Here is a 21,770-nt window from a genome sequence, read left to right as displayed (position 1 = left end):
ATCATGCAACAGCACCAGGTAAAATCTGTTTTGAAACTGCGCCGTCTGGGTATTGATACCTATAAGGAAGCTGTGATCTACATGCGCGAGGATTGTGCGGTCTGCCGGGCCGAAGGATTTGAGGTTCAGGCGCGGGTCAAGGTTTCGCTGAACGGTGCGTCGCTGACGGCGACCCTGAATATGGTGAATTCGGATATTCTCAAACAGGGAGAAGCAGGACTTTCCAAATATGCCTTTGAAAAATTGGGAGCCCGGGAAGGGGATGAAATTCATGTTTCCCACCCCCCTGCCGTGCATTCATTAAGTTTTGTGCGCTCGAAAATCTATGGCAATGCTTTGTCGGATCACCAGATCAGAACCATTATTGAGGACATCGTGGCCGGGCATTATTCGGACATTCATATTTCTTCCTTTTTGACGGCCTGCGCCGGCGGGCGGCTGAACAGGGAAGAAATTGTCAGTCTGACCCGCGCCATGGTGGACAGCGGCGACAGACTCGACTGGGGGCGGGAACTGGTGGTGGACAAACATTGTGTCGGCGGGCTGCCGGGCAACCGGACCACTCCCATCGTTGTCGCCATTGTGGCCGCTTATGGGCTGACAATGCCGAAAACATCGTCCCGCGCGATCACCTCGCCAGCGGGGACTGCGGATACCATGGAGGTTTTGGCGCCGGTAGATCTGGATGTACCGCAGATGCGTCGGGTGGTTGAACAGGAAGGGGGATGTGTGGTCTGGGGAGGATCAGTGTCCCTCAGCCCGGCAGATGATCTGCTGATCCGGGTGGAAAAAGCCCTCGATCTTGACAGCGAAGGACAGCTTGTGGCCTCCGTTTTGTCCAAAAAAATCGCCGCCGGGTCCTCGCATGTGCTGATTGACATGCCGGTCGGCCCCACCGCCAAGGTGCGCAGTATGGCTATGGCGGAGGAATTGACCACCTATCTGGAAGCCACCGGTTCCACAATGGGCACCGGTGTCCGGGTCCATATCAGCGACGGCAGCCAGCCGGTAGGACGCGGCATTGGTCCGGCGCTGGAAGCTCGTGATCTGGTGGCGGTGCTGAAAAATGATAAGGACGCACCGGAGGATCTGAAAAAACGCTCCCTTGATCTGGCCGGGCATATTTTGGAATTTTCGCCGGATGTTAAAAACGGGCAGGGCCGAACTCTGGCGATGACGATTCTGGAGGATGGCCGGGCCTGGAAAAAATTCCAGGCGATTTGCGAAGCTCAGGGGGGCATGCGGGATATTCCGAAGGGGCAGTACAGCTATGCCGTGCCAGCCAAAAGAGCGGGTTTTGTAAGGGGCATTGACAACAGATCCATTTCCCGTCTGGCCAAACTGGCGGGGGCTCCGGCTGATCATGTCGCCGGTGTCGATCTTCATGCACCGGTCGGAACCCGGGTGGATGTGGGACAGCCGTTGTTTACCGTATATGCCGGCTCGCCGGGCGAACTGGATTATGCGCTTTCCTATCTCGAAGAAAAACAGGATATAATTGATATTACAGAAGGGAACGAGGAATGAGGCTTTTGTTTGCCTATCCTGGCAATGAAGATCAGGCGGTCTCTCTGGCTCGGGAAAGCGGGGCTGAACTGGGACAGATGACGGTGCACCATTTTCCGGACGGGGAAAGCCTGGTGCGGCTGGAGTCAGAGGTGCGGGATAAGGACGTGATCTTGTTGTGTAGCCTGGACCACCCCGACAACAAGGCCATGACGGTGATGTTTTTTGCCCAGACCGCGCGGGAGTTCGGGGCGCGTTCCGTGACCCTGGTTGCGCCGTATCTGGGATATATGCGCCAGGATAAACGGTTCCATGAGGGCGAGGCGGTGACGTCCAAGATCTTTGCGGCGTTCTTGTCCCGATATTTCGACGCTCTGATCACTGTCGATCCGCATCTGCATCGCCATAAATCCCTGGAGGAAATATACAGTATTCCGGCCAGAGTAGTTCATGCGGCGGAGTCTATCGCGGTATGGATCAGTCGGCATGTAACCCAGCCGGTTCTGATCGGCCCTGATGAAGAAAGCCGGCAGTGGGTGTCGGATGTGGCGGGCCGGGCCGGAGCGCCCTATACGGTTCTGACCAAACGACGCCGAGGCGACAAAGATGTGCAGGTTTCCGTCCCGGACACAGAGCACTATAAAGATCATACGCCGGTTCTGGTTGATGATATTATCTCCACCGCACGGACCATGATTGAAACGGTAAAACATTTAAGTGATGCCGGGATGCGCCCGCCGGTCTGCGTGGGGGTTCATGCGGTGTTTGCCGGCGATGGGTATGAGGCCCTGAAGGCTGCGGGGGTGGACAGCATTGTCACCTGCAACACAATTTCCCACTTCACCAATGCAATTGATCTTTGTCCCATGATTGCCCGGCATCTGGATCATCTAGAGTGAATTGTGAATAGGTTGACCCATTCTGCCGGTCAGGTCTGGTTCAGGAGCCAGGGGTTTGGCGCAGGCCATACTGGCGGTACGGCCAAGCCAAACCCCGCCGGAACTGGACCAGACCTGACCGGCCCTTCGGGTTGGCGGCTTGGGGCCGCTCACGTTGTCAGACGCCTGGCCCGATGCCCCGCATCGCCCGGCGCCGTCTTTCGCGTGAGGTGGGCCACAATCCGCCAACAGAATTGAGCCAACCTCTTCACAATTCACTCTAATGTGACATAACGGGGCAGGGCTGTTTCGCACATTGACAACTTCTATATGGGGAATGTATTTTCCCCATCATTATGTCGGAAGCCATGTACAAGAAACTGATTTCAGTTTTGATGTTTTTGCTGGTCGTTTCGCTCTCGGGCGAGGCACTGGCACGGTGTGTTTCCGGCAATGAGGGCGATATTTCGCCTGTCCTGTCCGGGGGGCAGGGATATTCCCTCCATCACACAGCTGGCAATGAGGGCGTTGACAATTATGGCGGGGGCTATGATCCGTCCGTAAAGCATGATTGCGACATATGTGCGATAGGTTGTTCTGATCCTGAAGTCTGTGTGGAGATGCCATCTCCAGCATTCGGGGTCACACTGGCAAATTCCGGCCATTCTGAAATTACGGGCGGCTTTTTTGCTACGGCTCCTCCCGAGGAAAAAATTGCGCCCCTCGCGACTACCGATTTTCCCAACGGTGTCTCTCCTTCCCTAATTGTGACGACACTGTTCGAGATGGGCACCCTTCTCCTGAATTAAGACTTTTTGCAATATGATCCCGTCTGCGGTCTCATGCCGTCTGGCGGACTGATGCATTTTGTCTATTATCTTCAACTCATTACTCTTGCACTTTTGGAACGAAAAAATGCTGACACGCAGAAAACTCCTTGGAACAACGGCGGCTTTTGGCGCCGGGGTGGCCGTTCAGGCGCTTTTGCCCGCCTGGGCCCGCAGCGGAGTTCATAATAACGTTAAGGGGCTCAGGGCTCTGTCGGGTACAAATTTTGATCTGATTATCGACAAAACCACGGTTATGATTGATGGTCGGCGTGGGCATGCCATTACCGTAAATGGCCAGTTGCCGGCGCCATTACTGCGTTTTCGCGAAGGGGACGAGGTGACCATGCGCGTCACCAATAACCTGGAAGAAGATACCTCTATTCACTGGCACGGGCTTCTGGTGCCGTTCCAGATGGACGGGGTGCCAGGCGTGACTTTCCCCGGCATCAAACCGGGCGAAACATTTACCTATCGTTTTCCCCTCAAGCAGGCGGGTACCTATTGGTATCACAGCCATTCCGGCCTGCAGGAACAGTCCGGTCATTACGGTCCGATTATTATCGAGCCGAAAGATGCCGACCCGGTTGCCTATGACCGGGAATATGTGGTGGTTTTGTCGGACTGGACCTTTGAGCATCCGCACCGGCTTTTTGCCAAGCTCAAAAAAATGAGCGAGACCTATAACTTCCAGCAACGCACCATCGGCGACTTTTTCCGGGAGGTGCGCGAGGAGGGGCTGGGCGCTACCCTCAACGACCGCCTGATGTGGGGTAAAATGCGTATGAGCCCCACGGATATTTCGGATGTGACCGGCGCGACCTATACCTATCTGGTGAACGGTCATGGCCCCAAAGACAACTGGACGGCCCTGTTCACTCCGGGCGAGCGGGTCCGGCTCAGATTTATCAATGCGGCCGCCATGACGATTTTCAATGTCCGTATCCCGGGACTGCCCATGACTGTGGTGCAGGCGGACGGGCTGAATGTGCAGCCGGTAGAGATTGATGAATTCCAGATCGGGGTGGCCGAAACCTATGATGTCATTATCCATCCGCAGGCGGACCGGGCCTTTACCTTGATGTGTGAAACCATTGACCGCAGCGGGTATGCCCGCGCCACTCTCGCCCCCCGCCCCGGTATGGAGGCCGAGATACCGCCCTTGCGTCCGCGTCCGCTGCTGACCATGAAAGACATGGGTATGGCTCATGACATGACAACACATGGGGACATGACAACACATGGGGATATGAGCGGGCAAGATGCGATGGATCACTCCGGTATGGATCACTCCGGTATGGATCATTCAAATATGGGCCATTCTGGCATGAATCATGCCGCCATGGGACATGATACCATGGCGCAAGGGGGGACCATGCAGAAACATAATCATCCCACGGGGGTGGGCGTTGACAGCACGGCCATGATGCCGGTCAACCGGTTGCATGAACCGGGTCTCGGTCTTGAAGATGTGCCACACAGGGCTCTGACCTATGCCGATCTTAAAAGTCTGGATCCCAATCCTGATCACCGGACGCCGGAACGGGAAATCGAAATTCATCTGACCGGCAACATGGAACGGTATATGTGGTCTTTTGACGGGGTCAAATTTTCGGAAGTGACGGAACCGATCCTGTTTTACAAGGACGAACGTCTGCGGATGACCTTGGTCAACGATACCATGATGTCCCATCCCATTCATTTGCACGGTATGTTCTTTGATGTGGTGAATGGGGAACATCACCACAAGCCGCGCAAACATACCATTATCGTCAAACCCGGTGAAAAACTGTCCGTGGACATTACGGCGGATGCCGTTGGCGACTGGGCCTTTCATTGTCATCTGTTGTACCACATGCACGCCGGCATGATGCAGGTCGTGTCCGTCCGTGAGAAAACCAGGGAGAAGGCCCAATGAAATACCTTCTGACGTTATGTGCTCTTTTGTCTTTGGCGGCAACATCGGTTCATGCGCAAACAGCCGCTGACGCCTATTATGATCCGGCGGAGATGGAAAAGGCCCGTACCGCCCTGCGGCAGGAAACCGGAGGGCAGACCTTCACCTTTGTTCAGGCTGATCGTCTGGAATATCAGACCAATGAAGGGGAAGGGGTGCTGTTATGGGATGCCCAGGGCTGGATTGGCGGTGATATCAACAAATTCTGGTTCAAGACAGAAGGCGAATATTTTTTGGATGCTGATGAATTTGAGGAGGCGGAAGTCCAGGCGCTCTATAGTCGGGCCATCTCTCCCTTTTTCGATCTGCAGGTCGGCCTGCGTCATGACATAACTCCCAATCCGTCACGTACGCATGCGGTGATCGGCATCCAGGGGCTGGCGCCATACTGGTTTGAAGTGGACGCCGCCGCCTTTGTCAGTGACGAAGGAGAGGTAACGGCCCGCATCGAAGCCGAATATGAGTTGTTGCTGACGCAACGTCTTATTTTACAGCCTCGCACAGAGTTGAGTTTTGCCGCACAGGATGTGGAAGAACTCGGGATCGGCTCCGGCTTGTCTACGGTGGAGGCCGGAATGCGACTGCGTTATGAAATCAAGCGTGAGATCGCTCCCTATATCGGCTTTGCCTGGAACCGCAAAATAGGTGATACGGCAGATTTCGCCCGCCTGGAAGGGGAGACGGTGGATAGCCTGTCCTTTGTGGTTGGCCTGCGTCTCTGGTATTAAGCCTGCTAGGGGGTTTCCACAGCCAACCGGACCAGTTCGAAAAACCGCCGGCGCAGCGTCTTGCCGGCGGCGCTCGGGCTTTGGGTGAGGACCAGCACAACCAACTGCCGTTCGGGATCGATCCAGGCGGCGGTACCATCGGAGCCACCGTGATGATAGACGCCGTCGGGCCGGACGCGCCAGCCATAACCATAATATTCCGGGGGTTCCGGCGCGACGCCATTGCGGTTTAGCACCTTCACATGGGGGTGTATCATCCGGGCGATGGTTTCCTCACTCAGCAGCCGCTGGCCGTCATAAACCCCGCCATTGAGGAGCATCTGGCAGAAGGCGGCGTAATCCAATGCCGTGGAAATCATGCCGCCTGAGGCCCGCACAAACGGGTATTTGGGCGGCTGCCCCGGTTTCCAGCCAATGGTCCAGCGCCCTTCGCGCCAGTAATAGACCGTGCCCATACGTGCGAGCTTGCCATCCAGCTTGTCCGCCACTTCATGGTGATAGCTGTCCGTCATGCCGAGCGGGCGGTACAGCATTTCCCGAAGGAGTTTGTCCAACGGCTGCCGGGTGATCACCTCGGCCACGGCGCCGAGCGTGTTATAACCGGCATTGCTGTATTGATAGGGGCCACCCACCGGCGCTTCGGGGCCCACTGCGCCGAACCGGGCCACTTCCAGTTGCAGGCTGGGGGCCTCGGGGTGGTCGGATGATTTTTCAATCAGCGGTTGGAAGAAAATCGGCCGGATGCGCAGGCCGCTGCTGTGGGTCAGGAGATGATGCAACGTGATGTCCCGGGCCTGGCCGTGGTCAAAAGAGGGCAGATAATGATGCACCGGATCTTCAAAATTCAGCTTGCCTTGGTCCGCCAGCATGGCGAGGACCGTGGCTATGACCGGCTTGGTGTTGGAGGCCATACGGAACATGGTGTCTTTTTGCATTGGAAGGTCTTGTTCCTTGTCTCGCCAGCCTACGGCCTCATGCAAGATCACCTTGCCCTTCCGGGCCACCAGTAATACCGCCCCGCGCCCCTCGTCCCGGGCGATGGCTCGGCGGTACATCTCAATTCCGGCCTTGAGAATTCCGGCATCCATGCCGACTTCTTCGGGAATACCAGGGGAAAGCACTGTGGCCGGAGTGCCGGTCCCGGGGGCGGTGGGGGAGTGTGCCAATGCCGTCCGGATTTCAAGGCTGCAGATCATGAGTGTTGCCATGACCGCCATGATTGCCGCCTGCCTGATGTGCCTGGGTTGGTGTGTCATAAATCTTCCCCGTTTTATCGTCAGAATGGGTCAACCTCTTCACAATTCACTCTAGCTAGAGTGAATCTGATAACAATTCCCTCTATGATCCCGGAGCAGGGTAGGTACCGGATCCGGATCTGTCCATTATCACGCGTTTGGCAGGGTATAAATTTCGGTTATGGGGAAGACGATGCGCGGTATTGTATTCCGCTCAGGATCGTATCCCGTATCCCGTTAAAACGCGATATTTCCGTTTTTGAGATGGTCAGGGTGATAGGGAAAAACGATATTTTCATCCGGCGTGGCCACATGGTGGTCCTTGTCCGGGCAATCCACCTTTGACATCAGGTGCCGGATGACGTTCAGGCGTGCGGTTTTTTTGTCATCGGCGCGTACCACGACCCAGGGCGTAAGCGGGTTATGGGTGCGCTCAAACATTTCATTCCGGGCGGAACTATAGGCCGACCAGTAGTGTAGAGCCACTTCATCTATGGGGCTGATCTTCCACTGTTTCAACGGGTTGGTGCGTCGTTCCTCCAGTCGTTTCCGCTGCTCGGTTTTGGAAATATCCAGATAATATTTAAAGATCTGGATGCCGGAATGCACCAACATCTGTTCAAAGGGCACCACGCTGTTCATGAAGTCTTCATATTCGGGGTCTGTGCAATAGCCCATCACCCGTTCAACCCCGGCGCGGTTGTACCAGCTGCGGTTCATCAGCACCATTTCCTGTGCCGCAGGCAGATGCGGCACAAAACGCTGAAAATACCAGGAATGGCGGTCCCGTTCTGTGGGTTTGCCCAGCGCCACCACCCGGGTTTCGCGGGGGCTGAGATGCTGGATGATCCGTTTGATCACCCCATCCTTGCCAGCAGCGTCACGGCCTTCAAAAATCACCAGAATCTTGTGATTATATTTAATGATGTGCCGCTGCAATTTGACCAGTTCGATCTGTAATTGCCGCAGGTTTTTTTTATAATCGTCAGGCGTAACACTCATAACCGGTTCCTTGAGGCAAGGGAAAAAGCCACGTCATTTCTGTTTTATTCTAACCTAAAAAGGATTTGGTGAGGGGGCCTTTTTTTCTGATCCGTTGTTCTGCTCGGTCTTTTTAGAAAGAAAAACATAGAAAGATAATAGCAGATTTAGTAACTTCTTATCATGAAACCTGGCTTCCCGGTCAGGAACGTCCTGTTGTTTGCGGCTTTTCTGATCATCATAAGGATATTGGGGGGAGGCGGCCTGGTGGTGTGGGCCGACCCTGTGCCCGAGGAATGGGTGCGGGAATGGCCGCGCACGGATTTCAGCCGCTCGTCTGTTGAGTTTTCCGAAATCCTGTCCGGCGGGCCGCCCAAGGATGGCATCCCCGCCATTGACAATCCACGCTTCAGGCCGGCACGGGAGATTCGCGACCTTGACCCCCGGGAACCGGTGATCGTCCTGAACATGAAAGGTGAGGCCAGGGCGTATCCCCTGCGTATTCTGATGTGGCATGAAATTGTCAATGACCAGATTGGCGATGTACCGGTCGCGGTGACCTATTGCCCGCTGTGCAATGCCGCCGTGGCCTTTGATCGCCGCATCGAGGGGCGGGTGTTGGATTTCGGCGTTTCGGGCAAGCTGCGTCATTCGGACATGGTAATGTATGACCGGCAGACGGAAAGCTGGTGGCAGCAGTTTGTCGGAGAGGGAATCGTTGGTGTCATGACCGGGATGCGGCTCAGGCATTTGCCCGCCGTCCTCCGCCCCTTCTCTGCCTTCAGGGCGGCGTTTCCCGGGGGGCGGGTGCTGATCCCGCCGGACCGCCGCGTCCGGCCCTATGGCGATAATCCCTATGCCGGCTATGATCGGGCCACCGCGCCGTTTCTTTATGATGGCCGCTATGACGGCCCCGGCTTGCCGCTGTCCTATGTGATCAGCGTCGGAAAGGAGGCCTGGTTACTGGAAGATATCAGGCGGGCGGGGCGCATAGATCATGGCAATTTGCGTCTCGAATGGCGGGCGGGTATGAATTCTGCGCTCGACAGCCGCCGCATCGCCAAAGGCCGCGATATCGGTTTTGTCAATGTCCGCCGCCTGCTGCCGGGCGGAAGCCATGAGGAGGTGCCTCACCACATGACCTTCGCCTTTGCCTTCAAGGCCTTCCACCCTGACGGCGTCATTCACAGCACCGCGCGTGAGGACGGCAAGGCGCCATCCCCATAAAAGTTTGCGATGACTTTTTTCCCCTTTATTTACTAGGTCCTGACCCTAGAATTTGATCATTCTCAGCCTCAGGGCGTTACCGACCACCGAAAGGGAGGACAGGCTCATCGCCGCGGCTGCGATAATAGGGGAGAGCAGTACCCCAAAGAAGGGGTAAAGCACACCGGCGGCCACGGGAACGCCCAGGGTATTATAGATAAACGCCAGAAAAAGATTCTGTTTGATGTTGCGCATGGTGAGCTGTGACAGGCGGCGGGCCCGGACAATACCATTGAGATCTCCCTTGACCAAGGTGATGCCGGCGCTTTCCATGGCCACATCGGCCCCGGTGCCCATGGCGATTCCCACCTCTGCCTGGGCCAGGGCCGGGGCATCATTAACGCCGTCTCCGGCCATCGCAACCACGGCTCCTTGGGCCTGAAATTCCTTGATAATTTCGGCTTTGGTCTCTGGCATTACATCGGCCCGGACTTCATCAATGCCCAGCCGTTCTGCCACCGCCCGGGCCGTGGTTTCATTATCGCCGGTTACCATGACAATGCGCAAACCTTCCCGGTGCAAGGCGTCCAAGGCCTCGGCCGTTGTTTCCTTGATCGGATCGGCCACCGCCACCAGCCCCGCCAGTTTTCCGTCGAGGGCTACAAACATGACGGTTTTGCCTTCCTTGCGCATGGTGTTAGCCTGTGCAGCATGGCCGGTCGTGGACAGGCTCAGGGTTTCCATCAGTCGTGCATTGCCCAGCGCCACCTTGCGGCCGTCTACAACGCCCTTGACCCCCTGGCCGGTGATGGCGTCGAACTCTTCCGCCTTTGTCAGGTTCACGCCCTTTTCTTTGGCACCGCTGACAATGGCCGCGGCGAGGGGGTGTTCACTGCCCCGTTCCAGGCTGGCGGCAGCGGCCAGAACGTCTTGTTCCTGAAATCCCTCAAACGCCACAACATCAGTAAGTGCCGGTTTGCCGCGGGTGAGGGTGCCGGTTTTATCCACGATCAGCGTGTCAACCTTGGCGAAAACTTCCAGGGCTTCGGCATTTTTAATCAGCACCCCGGACTGGGCGCCCCGGCCGGTGGCGACCATGATGGACATGGGGGTAGCCAGTCCCACGGCGCAAGGGCACGCGATGATCAGCACAGAAACGGCGGCAATCAGGCCCATGGGGAGCGCCGGTTCAGGTCCCCACAGATACCAGACAAAAAATGAGACAATGGCGATGACAATCACGCTGGGCACAAACCAGCTGGCAATCAGATCGGCATATTTCTGGATCGGGGCCCGACTGCGCTGGGCGTCAGCCACCATGGCGACGATCTGGGACAGCATGGTTTCCGCGCCCACCCGTTCGGCCTGCATGATAAAACTACCCGTGCCGTTGAGTGTGGCGCCGGTCACCTTGTCGCCGATGGTTTTTTCCACCGGCACAGGTTCGCCTGTCAACATGGATTCGTCAATGGCGGAGCGTCCCTCCACAACGGTGCCGTCCACCGGGACTTTTTCGCCGGGGCGCACGCGCAGCCTGTCACCTTTTTTGATCTCGTCCAGGGGGACTTCTTCCTCGGTGCCATCCTCACGGAGGCGCAGGGCGGTTTTTGGCGCAAGATCCAGAAGTGCCCGGATGGCACCACCGGTTTTCTCCCGGGCTCTGAGTTCCAGCACCTGCCCCAAAAGCACCAGCACGATAATTACCGCCGCCGCCTCGAAATACACCGGCACAATCCCGCTTTCGGTTTTGACCGTTTCGGGGAAGATGTCCGGGGCGAAATAAGCCACCACACTATAGACATAAGCAATTCCGGTACCGATGCTGATCAGGGTCCACATATTCGGGTTTAGGCTGCGGATCGATTGCCAGCCTCTTACAAAAAACGGTGCCGCGCACCACAGCATGACGGGGGTTGCCAGCAAAAATTGCAGGGTGAGGGAAAGTTTTTCACTCACCAGCTCATGGAAGGCGGTGCTGAAATGCCCACTCATTTCCAGAAATAAAACAGGAAGCGACAGGACAAGACCGACCCAGAACCGTCGGGTGAAATCGATGAGCTCGGGATTGGGGCCTTCTTCACCAGTTGGTACCCCCATGGGTTCCAGGGCCATACCACAGATAGGACAGGAGCCCGGCTCATCACGAATGATTTCCGGGTGCATGGGACAGGTGTAGCGGGTGCCCGGGGGCATGGCGTCCTGAACAGGGTGATCCCCAAGATAGCGTTCCGGATCGCGCGCGAATTTGTCTTTGCAGCGCGCAGAACAGAAATAATAGGTTTTATCGTCATGATCCATAACATGGGAGGTGACATCGGTGTCGACCGCCATACCGCAGACGGGATCCTTTTGTGTTGCTGTGTTTTGATGCTGGTGATTGTGTTTATGTTTATGTGACGGGGTGTGGTGCGAACAGCGGTTATTCATAAGATGACTTCCCTGAAATGACATGAATACATTTTTCGTATACGGATAAAGAGTGCCCTTCCCTCGGATTTTTTGATCTGGCCGGCTTCAGATATCTGCCCGGATGTTTGAAGAGCCGGGCCGTTATGATGCCTCGGGAAGGGATGTATTGATCACAGCATACAGGCGACCTGCAATTTTCCCGTTACAAGATTCTGGAAAAGATTTACAGAATTTAAAGTTTATCAAGAGATTTTCTGAGTTTTGTGTTTTTCAGCCGGCTGAAATGGCTGGGGCTGAGGCCGGTCACCTTCTTGAACTGGGTGCTGAGATGAGCCGGGCTGCTATACCCCAAAAGGTAGGAAATCTCCTTCAGACTCAGTTCATCATAGACCAGAAGCTCCTTGATCCTTTCCACTTTTTGGCGGATCAGATACTGTTCGATAGTGGTGCCCTCCACCGCGGAAAACAGGTTGCTCAGATAGCTGTATTCATACGGCAGCCTTTCAGTGAGATAGGCCGAGATGCGGATAGGGGCCGGGTCATCCCGGTTCTGCACCAGTTCGATGATGTGCGTCTTGATGCTGTTGACCAGGCGGCTTTTTTTATCGTCGATCAGCTCAAAACCGCAATCTTCAATCTTTTTGCCGATCTGGCTGATTTCCTCAGGGCTTAACGTCCTGTCCCCAAAATCGATTTCTCCCAGATTGACCACCATAGGAGGAAAACCGGTCTTCTCAAGAAGATCCCTCACCACCATCACACAGCGTTGGCAGACCATATTTTTAACATATAATTTCATGGAGAGTTTGTTTTCCTTCAGGGTGAGGGCGCTTTTACCCTTTTTATCATAAACCGGACCACCCAGTCAGAAAAGAGGGTTCATTCTGGGGTTAATAAAAGATGTATTTGACATACATCTTTTATTATTTAAAATACGGTACCCGACAGCCCTGTGATCTTTTTGTGTCGGAAAAGTGAGGAAAATCAACGACCTCCGGCGTCATAATTCAGAACCGTCCTGATCTGAGTCGCATTATGGGGGATGAGGGTCAGGCAAAAATCATGTGAGAATGAGAAAAGACGATGAGTCATTTAAGTCGTATATGGATCGCACTCATTGCCGTGTGTGTGGTCTCTTTTGGCATATTGCTGTATCTCGGAAGTGAGATTTATCAGAAAGCCCCGCCCATTCCGGAGAAAATCATTTCCGTGGAGGGAGAGGTGCTGTTTACAAAAGAGGATATTGAGGCCGGCCAGCTGGTTTGGCGGTCCATGGGTGGACATCAAACGGGGTCGATCTGGGGGCATGGCAGCCTGGTGGCGCCGGACTGGAACGCGGACTGGTTGCACCGTGAGGCGTTGTTGATGCTGGAAAGTCTGGCGCAGCAGGAATATGGCGCCGCCTATGACAGCCTGGACGAGGCCTCCCAGGCTTTTTTGCAGAAAAAGCTGACCCAGGATATGCGTCGCAACAGCTATGACGCGGCGACCGGCGTCGTTACATTATCGGAGATCCGTGCTGACGCGGTGCAAGACCTGACCGCCTATTATGCGCGGCTTTTCGGGGCCGACCCCGAGTTCCAGAGCCTGAGGGAACAATATGCCCTCAAGGAAAACCCCGTCCCGGATGCTGGCCGCCGGGAGCGTCTGGCTGCCTTTTTCTTCTGGTCTACTTGGGCCACGGTGACCAACCGGCCGGGCGAGACGATCAGCTATACCAGCAACTGGCCTTACGAACCGTTGGTGGAGAATACGCCGACGCCGGGGGTGCTCGGCTGGTCGCTGTTTTCCATCGTGCTCATGATTGCCGGGATCGGGGCGCTGGCCTGGTATCATGCGTCACTCAAGCATGAGCCGTTGCCGCAGCCGTCCGCCAATGATCCCCTGCTGTCGGCGAAGCTGACGCCGTCGCAGCGCGCGGTGGGAAAATATTTTCTCACGGCCCTGGGGCTGTTTTTGCTGCAAATCGGCCTGGGAGGGATTACCGCCCATTATGCTGTGGAAGGTCAGGATTTTTATGGCATTCCTTTGTCGGAATTGCTGCCTTATACGGTGACCCGAACCTGGCATACCCAGCTGGCTGTGTTCTGGATCGCCACGGCCTGGCTGGGCACGGGGCTGTTCATTGCTCCGGCCCTGTCGGGGCATGAGCCGAAATTTCAGAAGGCCGGCGTAAATATCCTGTGGCTTGCGCTGGTGGTGCTGGTGCTGGGTTCCATGTTCGGCGAATGGGCGGCGGTTCAACAGATTTGGGACCTGGACACAAGCTTCTGGTTCGGACATCAAGGTTATGAATTTGTCGATCTGGGCCGGTTCTGGCAGTTCGTGCTGCTGTTTGGTCTGATGATCTGGCTGACCCTGGTGGTCCGGGCGATCCGCCCAGCGCTTTGGGAGCGGCATGACCATCGGCCGGTAGTGTATGTCCTGTTCCTGTCGTCCATTGCTATTGGCCTGTTTTATGCGGCCGGGCTGTTCATGGGGAAACACACTCATATCGCCATTGCCGAATACTGGCGCTGGTGGGTGGTTCACCTGTGGGTTGAGGGCTTTTTTGAGACCTTCGCCACGGCGGTTGTTGCGCTGATGTTCGTGCGGTTGGGCCTGATCCGGGCGAAATCCGCCAATTCCGCAGTGCTGTTCTCCACGGTGATCTTCCTCACTGGCGGGATTCTGGGGACACTGCATCACCTGTACTGGACCGGGGCGCCAACCTCGGTCATTGCCTGGGGGGCGAGCTTTTCCGCCCTAGAGGTGGTGCCGCTTGCACTGATCGGGTTTGAGGCTTATGAGAGTTTCAGACTGCGCAAGGCATCGCCCTGGATGAGCCGCTATCACTGGGCGGTGATGTTCTTCGTGGCCTGCGCGTTCTGGAACCTGGTGGGCGCGGGGATGTTCGGCTTTCTCATCAATCCGCCGATCTCACTGTATTACCTGCAGGGTCTGAACACCACGCCGCTGCATGCCCATACTGCTTTCATGGGCGTCTATGGCATGTTGGGGATCGGCCTGATCCTGTATTGCACGCGACAGTTCGCGGACGGCCGCTTCTGGGACGACCGGCTACTGAAATGGTCCTTCTGGACGCTGAATGGTGGCTTGGCGATGATGGCGCTGTTCTCATTGCTGCCGGTGGGCGTGGTGCAGTTTACGGCCGCGCTGGAACATGGTTACTGGTATGCCCGTTCACCGGAGGTGATCCATTCGCCGCTGGTGGAAACACTGGTCTGGATGCGGCTTCCGGGCGACGTTCTGTTCGCCTTTGGCGGCCTGTTTATTGTCTGGTTCGCGCTGAAGGTGATGTTCCGGCTGAAACGCAGCAGCGAGGCGGTTCCGGTGACGGAAACGTCATGATCTTCCGGTCCGGAATATCCCAAAGGGAGATCCCAAGCGGTAACGCACGGCGCTTTTGCGTCGTGCGTTTCGTCATCTTACACTCTGTCTGTGTCTGACACACCATAAGGTCTCAGCTGTAAGGTCTCAGCTGTCAATCAGGTCCAGGATCAGGGACCTGACGGCGCTTTCTATACCGTCATGAATTTCATGCGGGGTTTTGCCATACCCGATCTGGTTGGTCAGCCCGTCCATCAGGGCCGTGAGGATGCTGGCCGTATGGCCGGCTTGGATATCGCTGATTTCGGGGGCGGCCGTTTTAAAAACGTCCTTGAGTTTTTCCATATATTGCTGATACCACTCATCCATCAGTTCCGCGATTTCCGGATCCAGAGGAGCCAGGGCCCAGACCGTATACCAGATGTTGCTGGTGGCCTTGTTGTTTTTGATTTCATCCAACAGGAAATCCACGATGGCCAGAATTCGGGCAGTTTTGCCGTGTTTGTCTTCGGCGACCTTCCCATATGTTTCCTGATAACGATGGAGTTCCTGTTCCAGAACCGCCTGAAGAAGTTCTTTTTTGCTGGAAAAATAATATTGCAGATTTCCGGGTTTGACTCCGGCTTTGGCAGCAATCTGCCGTAACACAAATCCTTCATATCCTTCATGGGCCAGAACGTCCCGCGCCACTTTGACAATATTGTCGCGGGTGCGTTTGCCTTTGGTGCTGGTGCGCTGCGTTTTGGCAGGAGTTTTGTTCATGTCGAAAGTCGTGCCCTTTGGTGTTTTGATGAGGAGAACAGGAAGGACTGGTTAGGCCTCCAGAGACTCCATCTTTAGTTTATTTGACTAAAAAATAGAGTGTCTCCAGGTTCGGGTCAAGTCATGAGATCAAATAAGACAAAACTAAGATTCGCTTAATTGTATGTATTTTAAAGAAAAAATATCTTGGTGGGGCGTTTTTCAAAAAAGATTTATTTCTGTCAAAAAAACTATTGACTGTACTAATTAGTACGATAGACTAAAAACAATAATGAAAAATATCATCATCTATAGGGAAAAGGCGTCGCTTTTGATGGCGCTGGCAAGAGGAAAGGCAAAGGGGAAGACAATGTCGATTTCAAAACAAGTGTCGGGTTTATGCGTGTCGACGGCTTTGGCGGGCAGTATGATCGTGGCGGCCCAGGCGGCGGACAACAATGATGGCTCTCTCCTCCTGGAGGAAATTACCGTAACGGCTCAGAAGCGGGAACAAAGCCTTCAGTCGGTGGGGGTTTCCGTCACGGCCCTGTCCGGGGATCAGATGCGGCTGCTTAGTCTGAAAAACGCCGAGGATCTGAACCTGCATGTCCCGGGTCTGCAGACGGGATCTTTTTCCGGTGACAAATCGGTGTCCTTTTTTACGTTGCGGGGCGTCGGCCAGAATGATTTTTCAGACCATCAGGAAACACCCACGGCAATTTATGTGGACGGGTCTTATGTATCCTTTCCCGGCGCCACCGGGCTTCAGATGTTTGACTTGGAACGGGTCGAGGTTTTACGGGGGCCGCAGGGAACGCTGTACGGGCGGAATGCCACAGGGGGATTGGTCCATTTTATCAGTCGTCGCCCCGGACAGGAACCGAATGGATATATAAATATTCAGGCCGGCTCCTATAACATGGTACGAGCGGAGGGGGCCGTGGGCGGGCCGTTGAGTGATGCCGTGCGGGCTAGAATTGCCGGGGTCCATAACCGGCATGATGGTTATATCGAAAACCGGCTGGGCAAGGATGCGCGTGAGGACCGCAGCACATCGTTGCGGGGAATTGTGGAGGTGGATCTCAGTGACGAGCTGATGGCGACCTTCATTGGCCGCTATAATCGTGTGGATCATGCGGATGGCGGGGTTTATCAGCACAAACCGTCACGGACCGGGGAATTCGGTCTGGGTGCGGTTGTCGATGATGTAGATTTTGCCGGGTATCGGGATACGGACGGAGATGTGCTGGCCGGGGCCTTTAACCCGCTCGGGTTTATCGACAAGGAATCCTGGAATGCGTCCGCCACTTTTGAATGGCAGTTTTCTGAGGCGGTTAAATTCACCAGCATTACGGATTATCTGGACGTGCAGAAATCTTATATGGAAGACAGCGATTCTTCGCCGACCGAACTGTTGCAGTTTATTTCAGGCCAGGATTCCTATCAGTTTACCCAGGAATTGCGCCTGGACGGGACGCAGGAACGGATACGCTGGACCGCGGGGGTGTATTATCTGAAAGTGGATGGGGAGTATTCATCTTCCATCTGGTCGGTCTGGCCGCTAGGGGACGGGACGGTAGCCGTTGCAGACAGCCGCAACCGTTTCACCCAGGAAACTGAAACATTCTCTGCCTTCGGCCAGATCGAATATGACCTGAATGAGGCTTTGACCCTGACGGTCGGGGGGCGCTGGTATCAGGATAAAAAATCCATTGATCTGGTCAGCCGGTGTTTTGGGGTGCCGGGCTATCCCCAGGCGGCGGATCTGTCGGCTCGTGATCAGTGGGAGCCGGTTATCACCTTTGAAAATGGCGTGGCGGTTGATAATCCTGGCGGGGCGTCCTGTATCGAGTTTTTCTATTTCCCCGATGATGGGGTGAAACAGCTTAATGAACACGAAATTGTATCTCGCGCGCGCAAAGATAATGAATGGGCCGGAAAGGTCCAGCTGGATTGGCGGGCGACGGAGGATATTTTGCTTTATGCCAGTGTGAGCCGGGGCACCAAGGGCGGGGGATTTAACGCGCCGATCGACGGATTGGGAGATGCCGATCCGGCCGTGGGGCAGGATAAGGTACCGTTTGATCCTGAAGTCCTGATTTCCTATGAGGTTGGGCTGAAATCCACCCTGAATGACGGCAGAACCCGGCTGAATATGGCGGCGTTTTATTATGACTATAACGATTTTCAAGCATTTAACTTTGTTGGCCTGACCCAGTTTCAGTTTAACGCGGATGCGCGGATTTATGGCATGGAAGCGGAATTGGTCACGGATCTGGGGAACGGGTTTAATCTGATGGCCGGCATCTCGCTGATGGATTCCGTGGTATATGACGTCCCCATGCCGGATACGGTGACGGTACGGGACCAGGATTTGGTGCTGGCTCCGGATTTCACCGCCAATGCGGTATTTGTAAAAACCTGGCAGGGAGACTGGGGGACGGTAGCCGCCCAGATAGACGGTGCCTATGTGGATGATCAGGTGTTCAACACGGTAAACCATCCCACCGTTCAGGCTGACGGGTATTTTCTGATGAATGCCCGGATTGGATATACCAATGCGGGGGGCGAGTGGGAATTTGCGGCATATGTCAAGAACCTGACAGACAAACGCTACAAACAATACGGTTTTGATGTCAGCGGCTTCGGATATTCCCTTGATGTCTATGGTCCGCCGCGCTGGTACGGCGTGGAAGCCAATTACGCGTTCTGATCACACAAGCCCGGTGTGCCGTTCGGGCGGCGCACCGGGAAAGTTCCGGCCCTTTTTATTCAGAAAAAGAGAGCGCCTGCGCGGTTGCCATACAAAGACGATTTCCCAAGACTTTAACTGGAACAGAGATGGATACCAAAAAACAGAAGATTATTGCCTTTTTTCCCGAAGCGGCCTATGGCCCGGCCCTGAATTCCGTTGCCATCGCCCAGGCTTGCGAAAAAAGAGGCCATAAAGCTGTTTTTATCTGCGACCCCGGTTTTAGAGGGGTTTTTGAAAAATACGGTTTTGACGAATATGAGGTTCATCTCTCGGAACCGATGCCGCCGGAGGCAATGTCTCGCTACTGGGTGGATTTTGTCAATCGCCATATTCCTAATTTCCGCCTGAGTCCCGAAGAGCAGATTGACAATTATATCAGGGAATGCTGGGAAGCGACGGTGGATACGGCGATCTGGGCCCATAAAGAACTGCCGGACGTTCTGAATCGGATAAACCCGGATTTGATCTGTATGGATGCGGTGATCATGCATCCGGCAATCAAACAGCACGGGGTGCCCTGGGTGAGGATAACATCCTGTAGCGAAAATGAAATTCCCGACGAAAACATTCCTCCTTATCTGTCGGGATTATCGCAGGATGACAAGGAAGGCTTTGTGCGTTTCAGGGCCCATTATGACGCCAGCCTGAAAGACGTTCATGACAAATATAATGCTTTTCTTGCCGAATGCGGCATTCCGCCTTATCCCCCCACGGAATTTTGTGAAACGTCACCTTATTTGAATCTGCTGCTGTATCCCGATGTCGTACGGTTCGCGCGCAAGATCCCCCTGGACCCTGCGAGATTTCAGTATCTGGAAGGCTGTGTGCGCCAGGATGACCCCTATGAAATTCCGGAATTCAGGGCCAATAAGGACGCTCCGCTTCTTTATATCAGTTTTGGAAGTCTTGGCGCCGGGGATACGGCGTTGATGAAACGTGTCATCCGAACGATCGGCAAGCTAGCGGTGCGGGCTCTTGTGAATGTCGGGGAACATATCGAAAGTTATGACCAGGTGCCTGACAATGTTCATCTGGCCAGCTGGTATCCCCAACCTTCCGTGATCCCGCAGGTGGATGCTGTCATTCATCACGGGGGCAATAACAGTTTTACGGAATGCCTGTATTTCGGCAAACCGGCCATTATCATGTCCTATTGCTGGGATGGGCATGACAATGCCATGCGAATTCAGGAAACCGGACATGGCTTGAAACTGGACCGATATAACTGGGCGGAAGAAGACCTGGCCCGTGCGATCGAGCGTGTTCTGACCGATCGGGACATGCATCAAAAATTGCACCACAGCAAAACCGTGATGCAGGCGGCCAAGGGGCCAGCGAAGGCGGCGGCGCTGCTTGATGCGCTGCTTGATGCGCTGCTGGGGCAGGAAATGGAAAGGTCATGATCATGGGCAATACGGTTTCGCTGCTTTCCCGGGCCTCTACACGTATGGATCTGAATGACTGGGGAAATCAGCCAAATATGATCGAGGGACTGTCCCAAAGTTCCGGCTTGGTGCTGAATAAACGTTATGGCGGCGCTCAGGAAAGCGGCCTGTGGCGGTGCACGCCAGGCAAATGGTTCCTGCACATCCCTGATGATGAGTTTTGTTATTTCACCGCAGGCAAAGCCACTTATGAAAGCGTGGAGGGTGAGAAAATTGATGTGCAGGCTCAAACAGCGGTGCTGTTTCCGCGGGGCTGGAAAGGGATTTGCACGGTGCATGAAACCATGCGCAACACCTACATTCTGGTCAAATCCGAAACAGATGCTCCAGATACAGATGCTCCAGAGAGCACTTCGAAGATGGACAAGGAGGGAACGATGAAGGTCAGTTACAAGAAAAATCCTCTGGCGGAAACCAATGTGACGGATTGGGGGGTGATCCCCACCATGATCGAAGGGCAGTCTCATATATCCGGTTTTTTGCTGCATAAAGGACCTAAAGGGCAGTCCGAATGCGGGTTGTGGAGATGTACGCCCGGGAAATGGGATTGTCATGTGACGCGGGACGAATTTTGTCACTTTCTGGAAGGACGGTGCACCTATGTGGGGGAAGATGGGCAAGTGATTGAGATTAAACCGGATACCATCGCGTTTTTCCCAGAAGGTTGGAAAGGAGTCTGCACGGTTCATGAAACGGTGCGCAAGGTTTATATGATCCGCTAAGCTCTGGGTGTTCCTGTGAATTTTTATACTTTAAACCGGGATCAGCAAAGACAGGCCTTCGCCAGAAAGCATGGTTGGGGAAATGTCCACTGGCAGGCGTTAACCTCGGACGCATCATTCAGGCAATATTACCGCCTGACAGGCGAGGATCGGTCCGTGTTATTGATGGATGCCGCGGCGCCTTATGAAGATATTGGCGCGTATCTTGATATGACTGGCCATCTCCGGAAACATGGATTTTCCGTTCCTGAAATATTCGCCGAAGATCGGGCCACCGGATTTGCCCTGATCGAGGATTTTGGCGATGCAACCTTCACCAGGCTTTTTACCGAAGGCCGGGATGAGGAAAGTCTGTATCTCCTGGCGACGGATGTTCTTGTGGCCTTGCATCAAAATCAAAGGGTTCTTGATGCCGACCTGCCCCTCTATGACCTTGCGCGGATGAAAGAGGAAATTTCTCTTTTTGTTGACTGGTATGTGCCGGCGGCATTGGGGCGCAGCGCGACTGAAAAAGAACGCCGGGCATTTGATATGGCCTGGCGGGAGGTTCTGGAACGAGTGGCTGATCGACCGGAAACCCTGGTGTTGCGGGATTATCATGTGGACAATCTAATGCTGCTGAAGGGGCGTCCTGGCGTTCGGGCCTGTGGGCTTCTGGACTATCAGGATGCGCTGGCCGGGCCGCGGGCTTATGATCTGGTGTCTTTGCTGGAAGATGCCCGCAAGGATGTTTCTGCGGACCTAAAGGCGCGGGTCTTGCACCGTTATGCCCAAGGCTGTGGGGCTCTGAGTGAAATCTTTCTGACGGATATGGCCATATTGGGGGCGCAGCGCCATACCAAGGTCGCCGGCATTTTTGTCCGGCTTTATGTCCGTGACGGAAAGGCCGCGTATCTCAGACACCTGCCGCGCGTGATGAAGCTGCTGGAAACATCTCTCAATCATTCTGCTTTGGTCGAAGTGAAATCGGTCATGGAAACAATGGTTCCCGATTTTGGCAGAGTGGCGTTGCCCTATCTGCCCTGATCATAAACCTCTATCAAGGAGTCA

16 protein-coding genes and 1 pseudogene are annotated in these 21,770 nt (G+C 54.8%); 12 read left to right on the top strand and 5 right to left on the bottom strand.

Annotation, left to right across the window (positions count from 1 at the left end):
- Positions 1 to 3: 3 nt before the first annotated feature.
- The 5 genes from FE788_RS11170 to FE788_RS11150 all read left to right on the top strand — a co-directional run bounded on the left by FE788_RS11170 (position 4) and on the right by FE788_RS11150 (position 5,896).
- Positions 4 to 1,527, top strand: coding sequence for a thymidine phosphorylase family protein (locus FE788_RS11170; protein WP_138380711.1), 1,524 nt, complete (start codon positions 4 to 6; stop codon positions 1,525 to 1,527).
- A complete protein-coding gene (locus tag FE788_RS11165; RefSeq protein ID WP_138380710.1) occupies positions 1,524 to 2,405 on the top strand; it encodes a ribose-phosphate pyrophosphokinase in 882 nt (293 codons plus the stop codon). Before FE788_RS11170 ends, FE788_RS11165 begins: the two co-directional genes overlap by 4 nt.
- 347 nt (positions 2,406 to 2,752) lie before the next feature.
- Complete coding sequence (locus tag FE788_RS11160; RefSeq protein ID WP_138380709.1) at positions 2,753 to 3,193, top strand: hypothetical protein; 441 nt, start codon at positions 2,753 to 2,755, stop codon at positions 3,191 to 3,193.
- A gap of 106 nt (positions 3,194 to 3,299) precedes the next feature.
- Positions 3,300 to 5,129, top strand: a complete 1,830-nt coding sequence (locus FE788_RS11155; RefSeq protein ID WP_138380708.1) for a copper resistance system multicopper oxidase — start codon at positions 3,300 to 3,302, stop codon at positions 5,127 to 5,129.
- Positions 5,126 to 5,896 carry a copper resistance protein B gene (locus tag FE788_RS11150; RefSeq protein WP_138380707.1) on the top strand — a complete coding sequence of 257 codons (771 nt, stop codon included), beginning with the start codon at positions 5,126 to 5,128 and terminating at the stop codon, positions 5,894 to 5,896. Before FE788_RS11155 ends, FE788_RS11150 begins: the two co-directional genes overlap by 4 nt.
- A gap of 5 nt (positions 5,897 to 5,901) precedes the next feature.
- On the opposite strand, the gene FE788_RS11145 is transcribed toward FE788_RS11150, so the two are convergent.
- Both FE788_RS11145 and ppk2 read right to left on the bottom strand, forming a co-directional pair.
- A complete protein-coding gene (locus FE788_RS11145) occupies positions 5,902 to 7,152 on the bottom strand; it encodes a serine hydrolase domain-containing protein (protein ID WP_138380706.1) in 1,251 nt (416 codons plus the stop codon).
- A 216-nt stretch (positions 7,153 to 7,368) separates the two neighbouring features.
- Positions 7,369 to 8,133, bottom strand: a complete 765-nt coding sequence (gene ppk2, locus FE788_RS11140; RefSeq protein ID WP_138380705.1) for a polyphosphate kinase 2 — start codon at positions 8,131 to 8,133, stop codon at positions 7,369 to 7,371.
- Between the two features lie 195 nt (positions 8,134 to 8,328).
- On the opposite strand from ppk2, the gene FE788_RS11135 reads away from it, so the two are divergent.
- Positions 8,329 to 9,339 (top strand): DUF3179 domain-containing protein, encoded by a 1,011-nt coding sequence (locus FE788_RS11135; protein ID WP_210413936.1) that lies wholly within the window; start codon positions 8,329 to 8,331, stop codon positions 9,337 to 9,339.
- Positions 9,340 to 9,384: 45 nt separating this feature from the next.
- On the opposite strand, the gene FE788_RS11130 is transcribed toward FE788_RS11135, so the two are convergent.
- Both FE788_RS11130 and FE788_RS11125 read right to left on the bottom strand, forming a co-directional pair.
- Complete coding sequence (locus FE788_RS11130; protein WP_246057927.1) at positions 9,385 to 11,745, bottom strand: heavy metal translocating P-type ATPase; 2,361 nt, start codon at positions 11,743 to 11,745, stop codon at positions 9,385 to 9,387.
- A gap of 214 nt (positions 11,746 to 11,959) precedes the next feature.
- Positions 11,960 to 12,526, bottom strand: coding sequence for an AraC family transcriptional regulator (locus FE788_RS11125; protein WP_138380702.1), 567 nt, complete (start codon positions 12,524 to 12,526; stop codon positions 11,960 to 11,962).
- 284 nt (positions 12,527 to 12,810) lie between these two features.
- Here FE788_RS11125 and FE788_RS11120 point away from each other — a divergent pair, with 284 nt between their 5' ends.
- A complete protein-coding gene (locus FE788_RS11120; protein ID WP_138380701.1) occupies positions 12,811 to 15,078 on the top strand; it encodes a nitric-oxide reductase large subunit in 2,268 nt (755 codons plus the stop codon).
- Positions 15,079 to 15,204: 126 nt separating this feature from the next.
- On the opposite strand, the gene FE788_RS11115 is transcribed toward FE788_RS11120, so the two are convergent.
- Entirely contained in the window at positions 15,205 to 15,819 is a 615-nt protein-coding gene (locus FE788_RS11115) for a TetR/AcrR family transcriptional regulator (RefSeq protein WP_138380700.1), read from the bottom strand.
- 349 nt (positions 15,820 to 16,168) lie between these two features.
- Between FE788_RS11115 and FE788_RS11110 the strand changes: the two genes are divergently transcribed.
- From FE788_RS11110 to FE788_RS11090, 5 genes and pseudogenes are all read left to right on the top strand, one after another.
- Positions 16,169 to 18,511: a TonB-dependent receptor gene (locus tag FE788_RS11110; RefSeq protein ID WP_168190384.1), complete on the top strand. Its 2,343-nt coding sequence runs from the start codon at positions 16,169 to 16,171 to the stop codon at positions 18,509 to 18,511.
- Between the two features lie 128 nt (positions 18,512 to 18,639).
- Positions 18,640 to 19,956 (top strand): glycosyltransferase, encoded by a 1,317-nt coding sequence (locus FE788_RS11105; protein WP_138380698.1) that lies wholly within the window; start codon positions 18,640 to 18,642, stop codon positions 19,954 to 19,956.
- 2 nt (positions 19,957 to 19,958) lie between these two features.
- A pseudogene (locus tag FE788_RS14395) lies at positions 19,959 to 20,303 on the top strand (cupin domain-containing protein); the annotation flags it as partial.
- A gap of 72 nt (positions 20,304 to 20,375) precedes the next feature.
- Positions 20,376 to 20,720, top strand: coding sequence for a cupin domain-containing protein (locus FE788_RS14390; protein ID WP_138381379.1), 345 nt, complete (start codon positions 20,376 to 20,378; stop codon positions 20,718 to 20,720).
- Between the two features lie 15 nt (positions 20,721 to 20,735).
- Positions 20,736 to 21,746, top strand: a complete 1,011-nt coding sequence (locus FE788_RS11090) for an aminoglycoside phosphotransferase family protein (protein WP_168190383.1) — start codon at positions 20,736 to 20,738, stop codon at positions 21,744 to 21,746.
- The last annotated feature ends 24 nt before the right edge of the window (positions 21,747 to 21,770 follow it).

The organism is Luteithermobacter gelatinilyticus (assembly GCF_005849285.1).
GTDB classification, from domain to species: domain Bacteria; phylum Pseudomonadota; class Alphaproteobacteria; order Sphingomonadales; family Emcibacteraceae; genus Luteithermobacter; species Luteithermobacter gelatinilyticus.
Note: the sequence above shows the minus strand (reverse complement) of the source record. Positions and strands in the feature narration are given on the sequence as shown.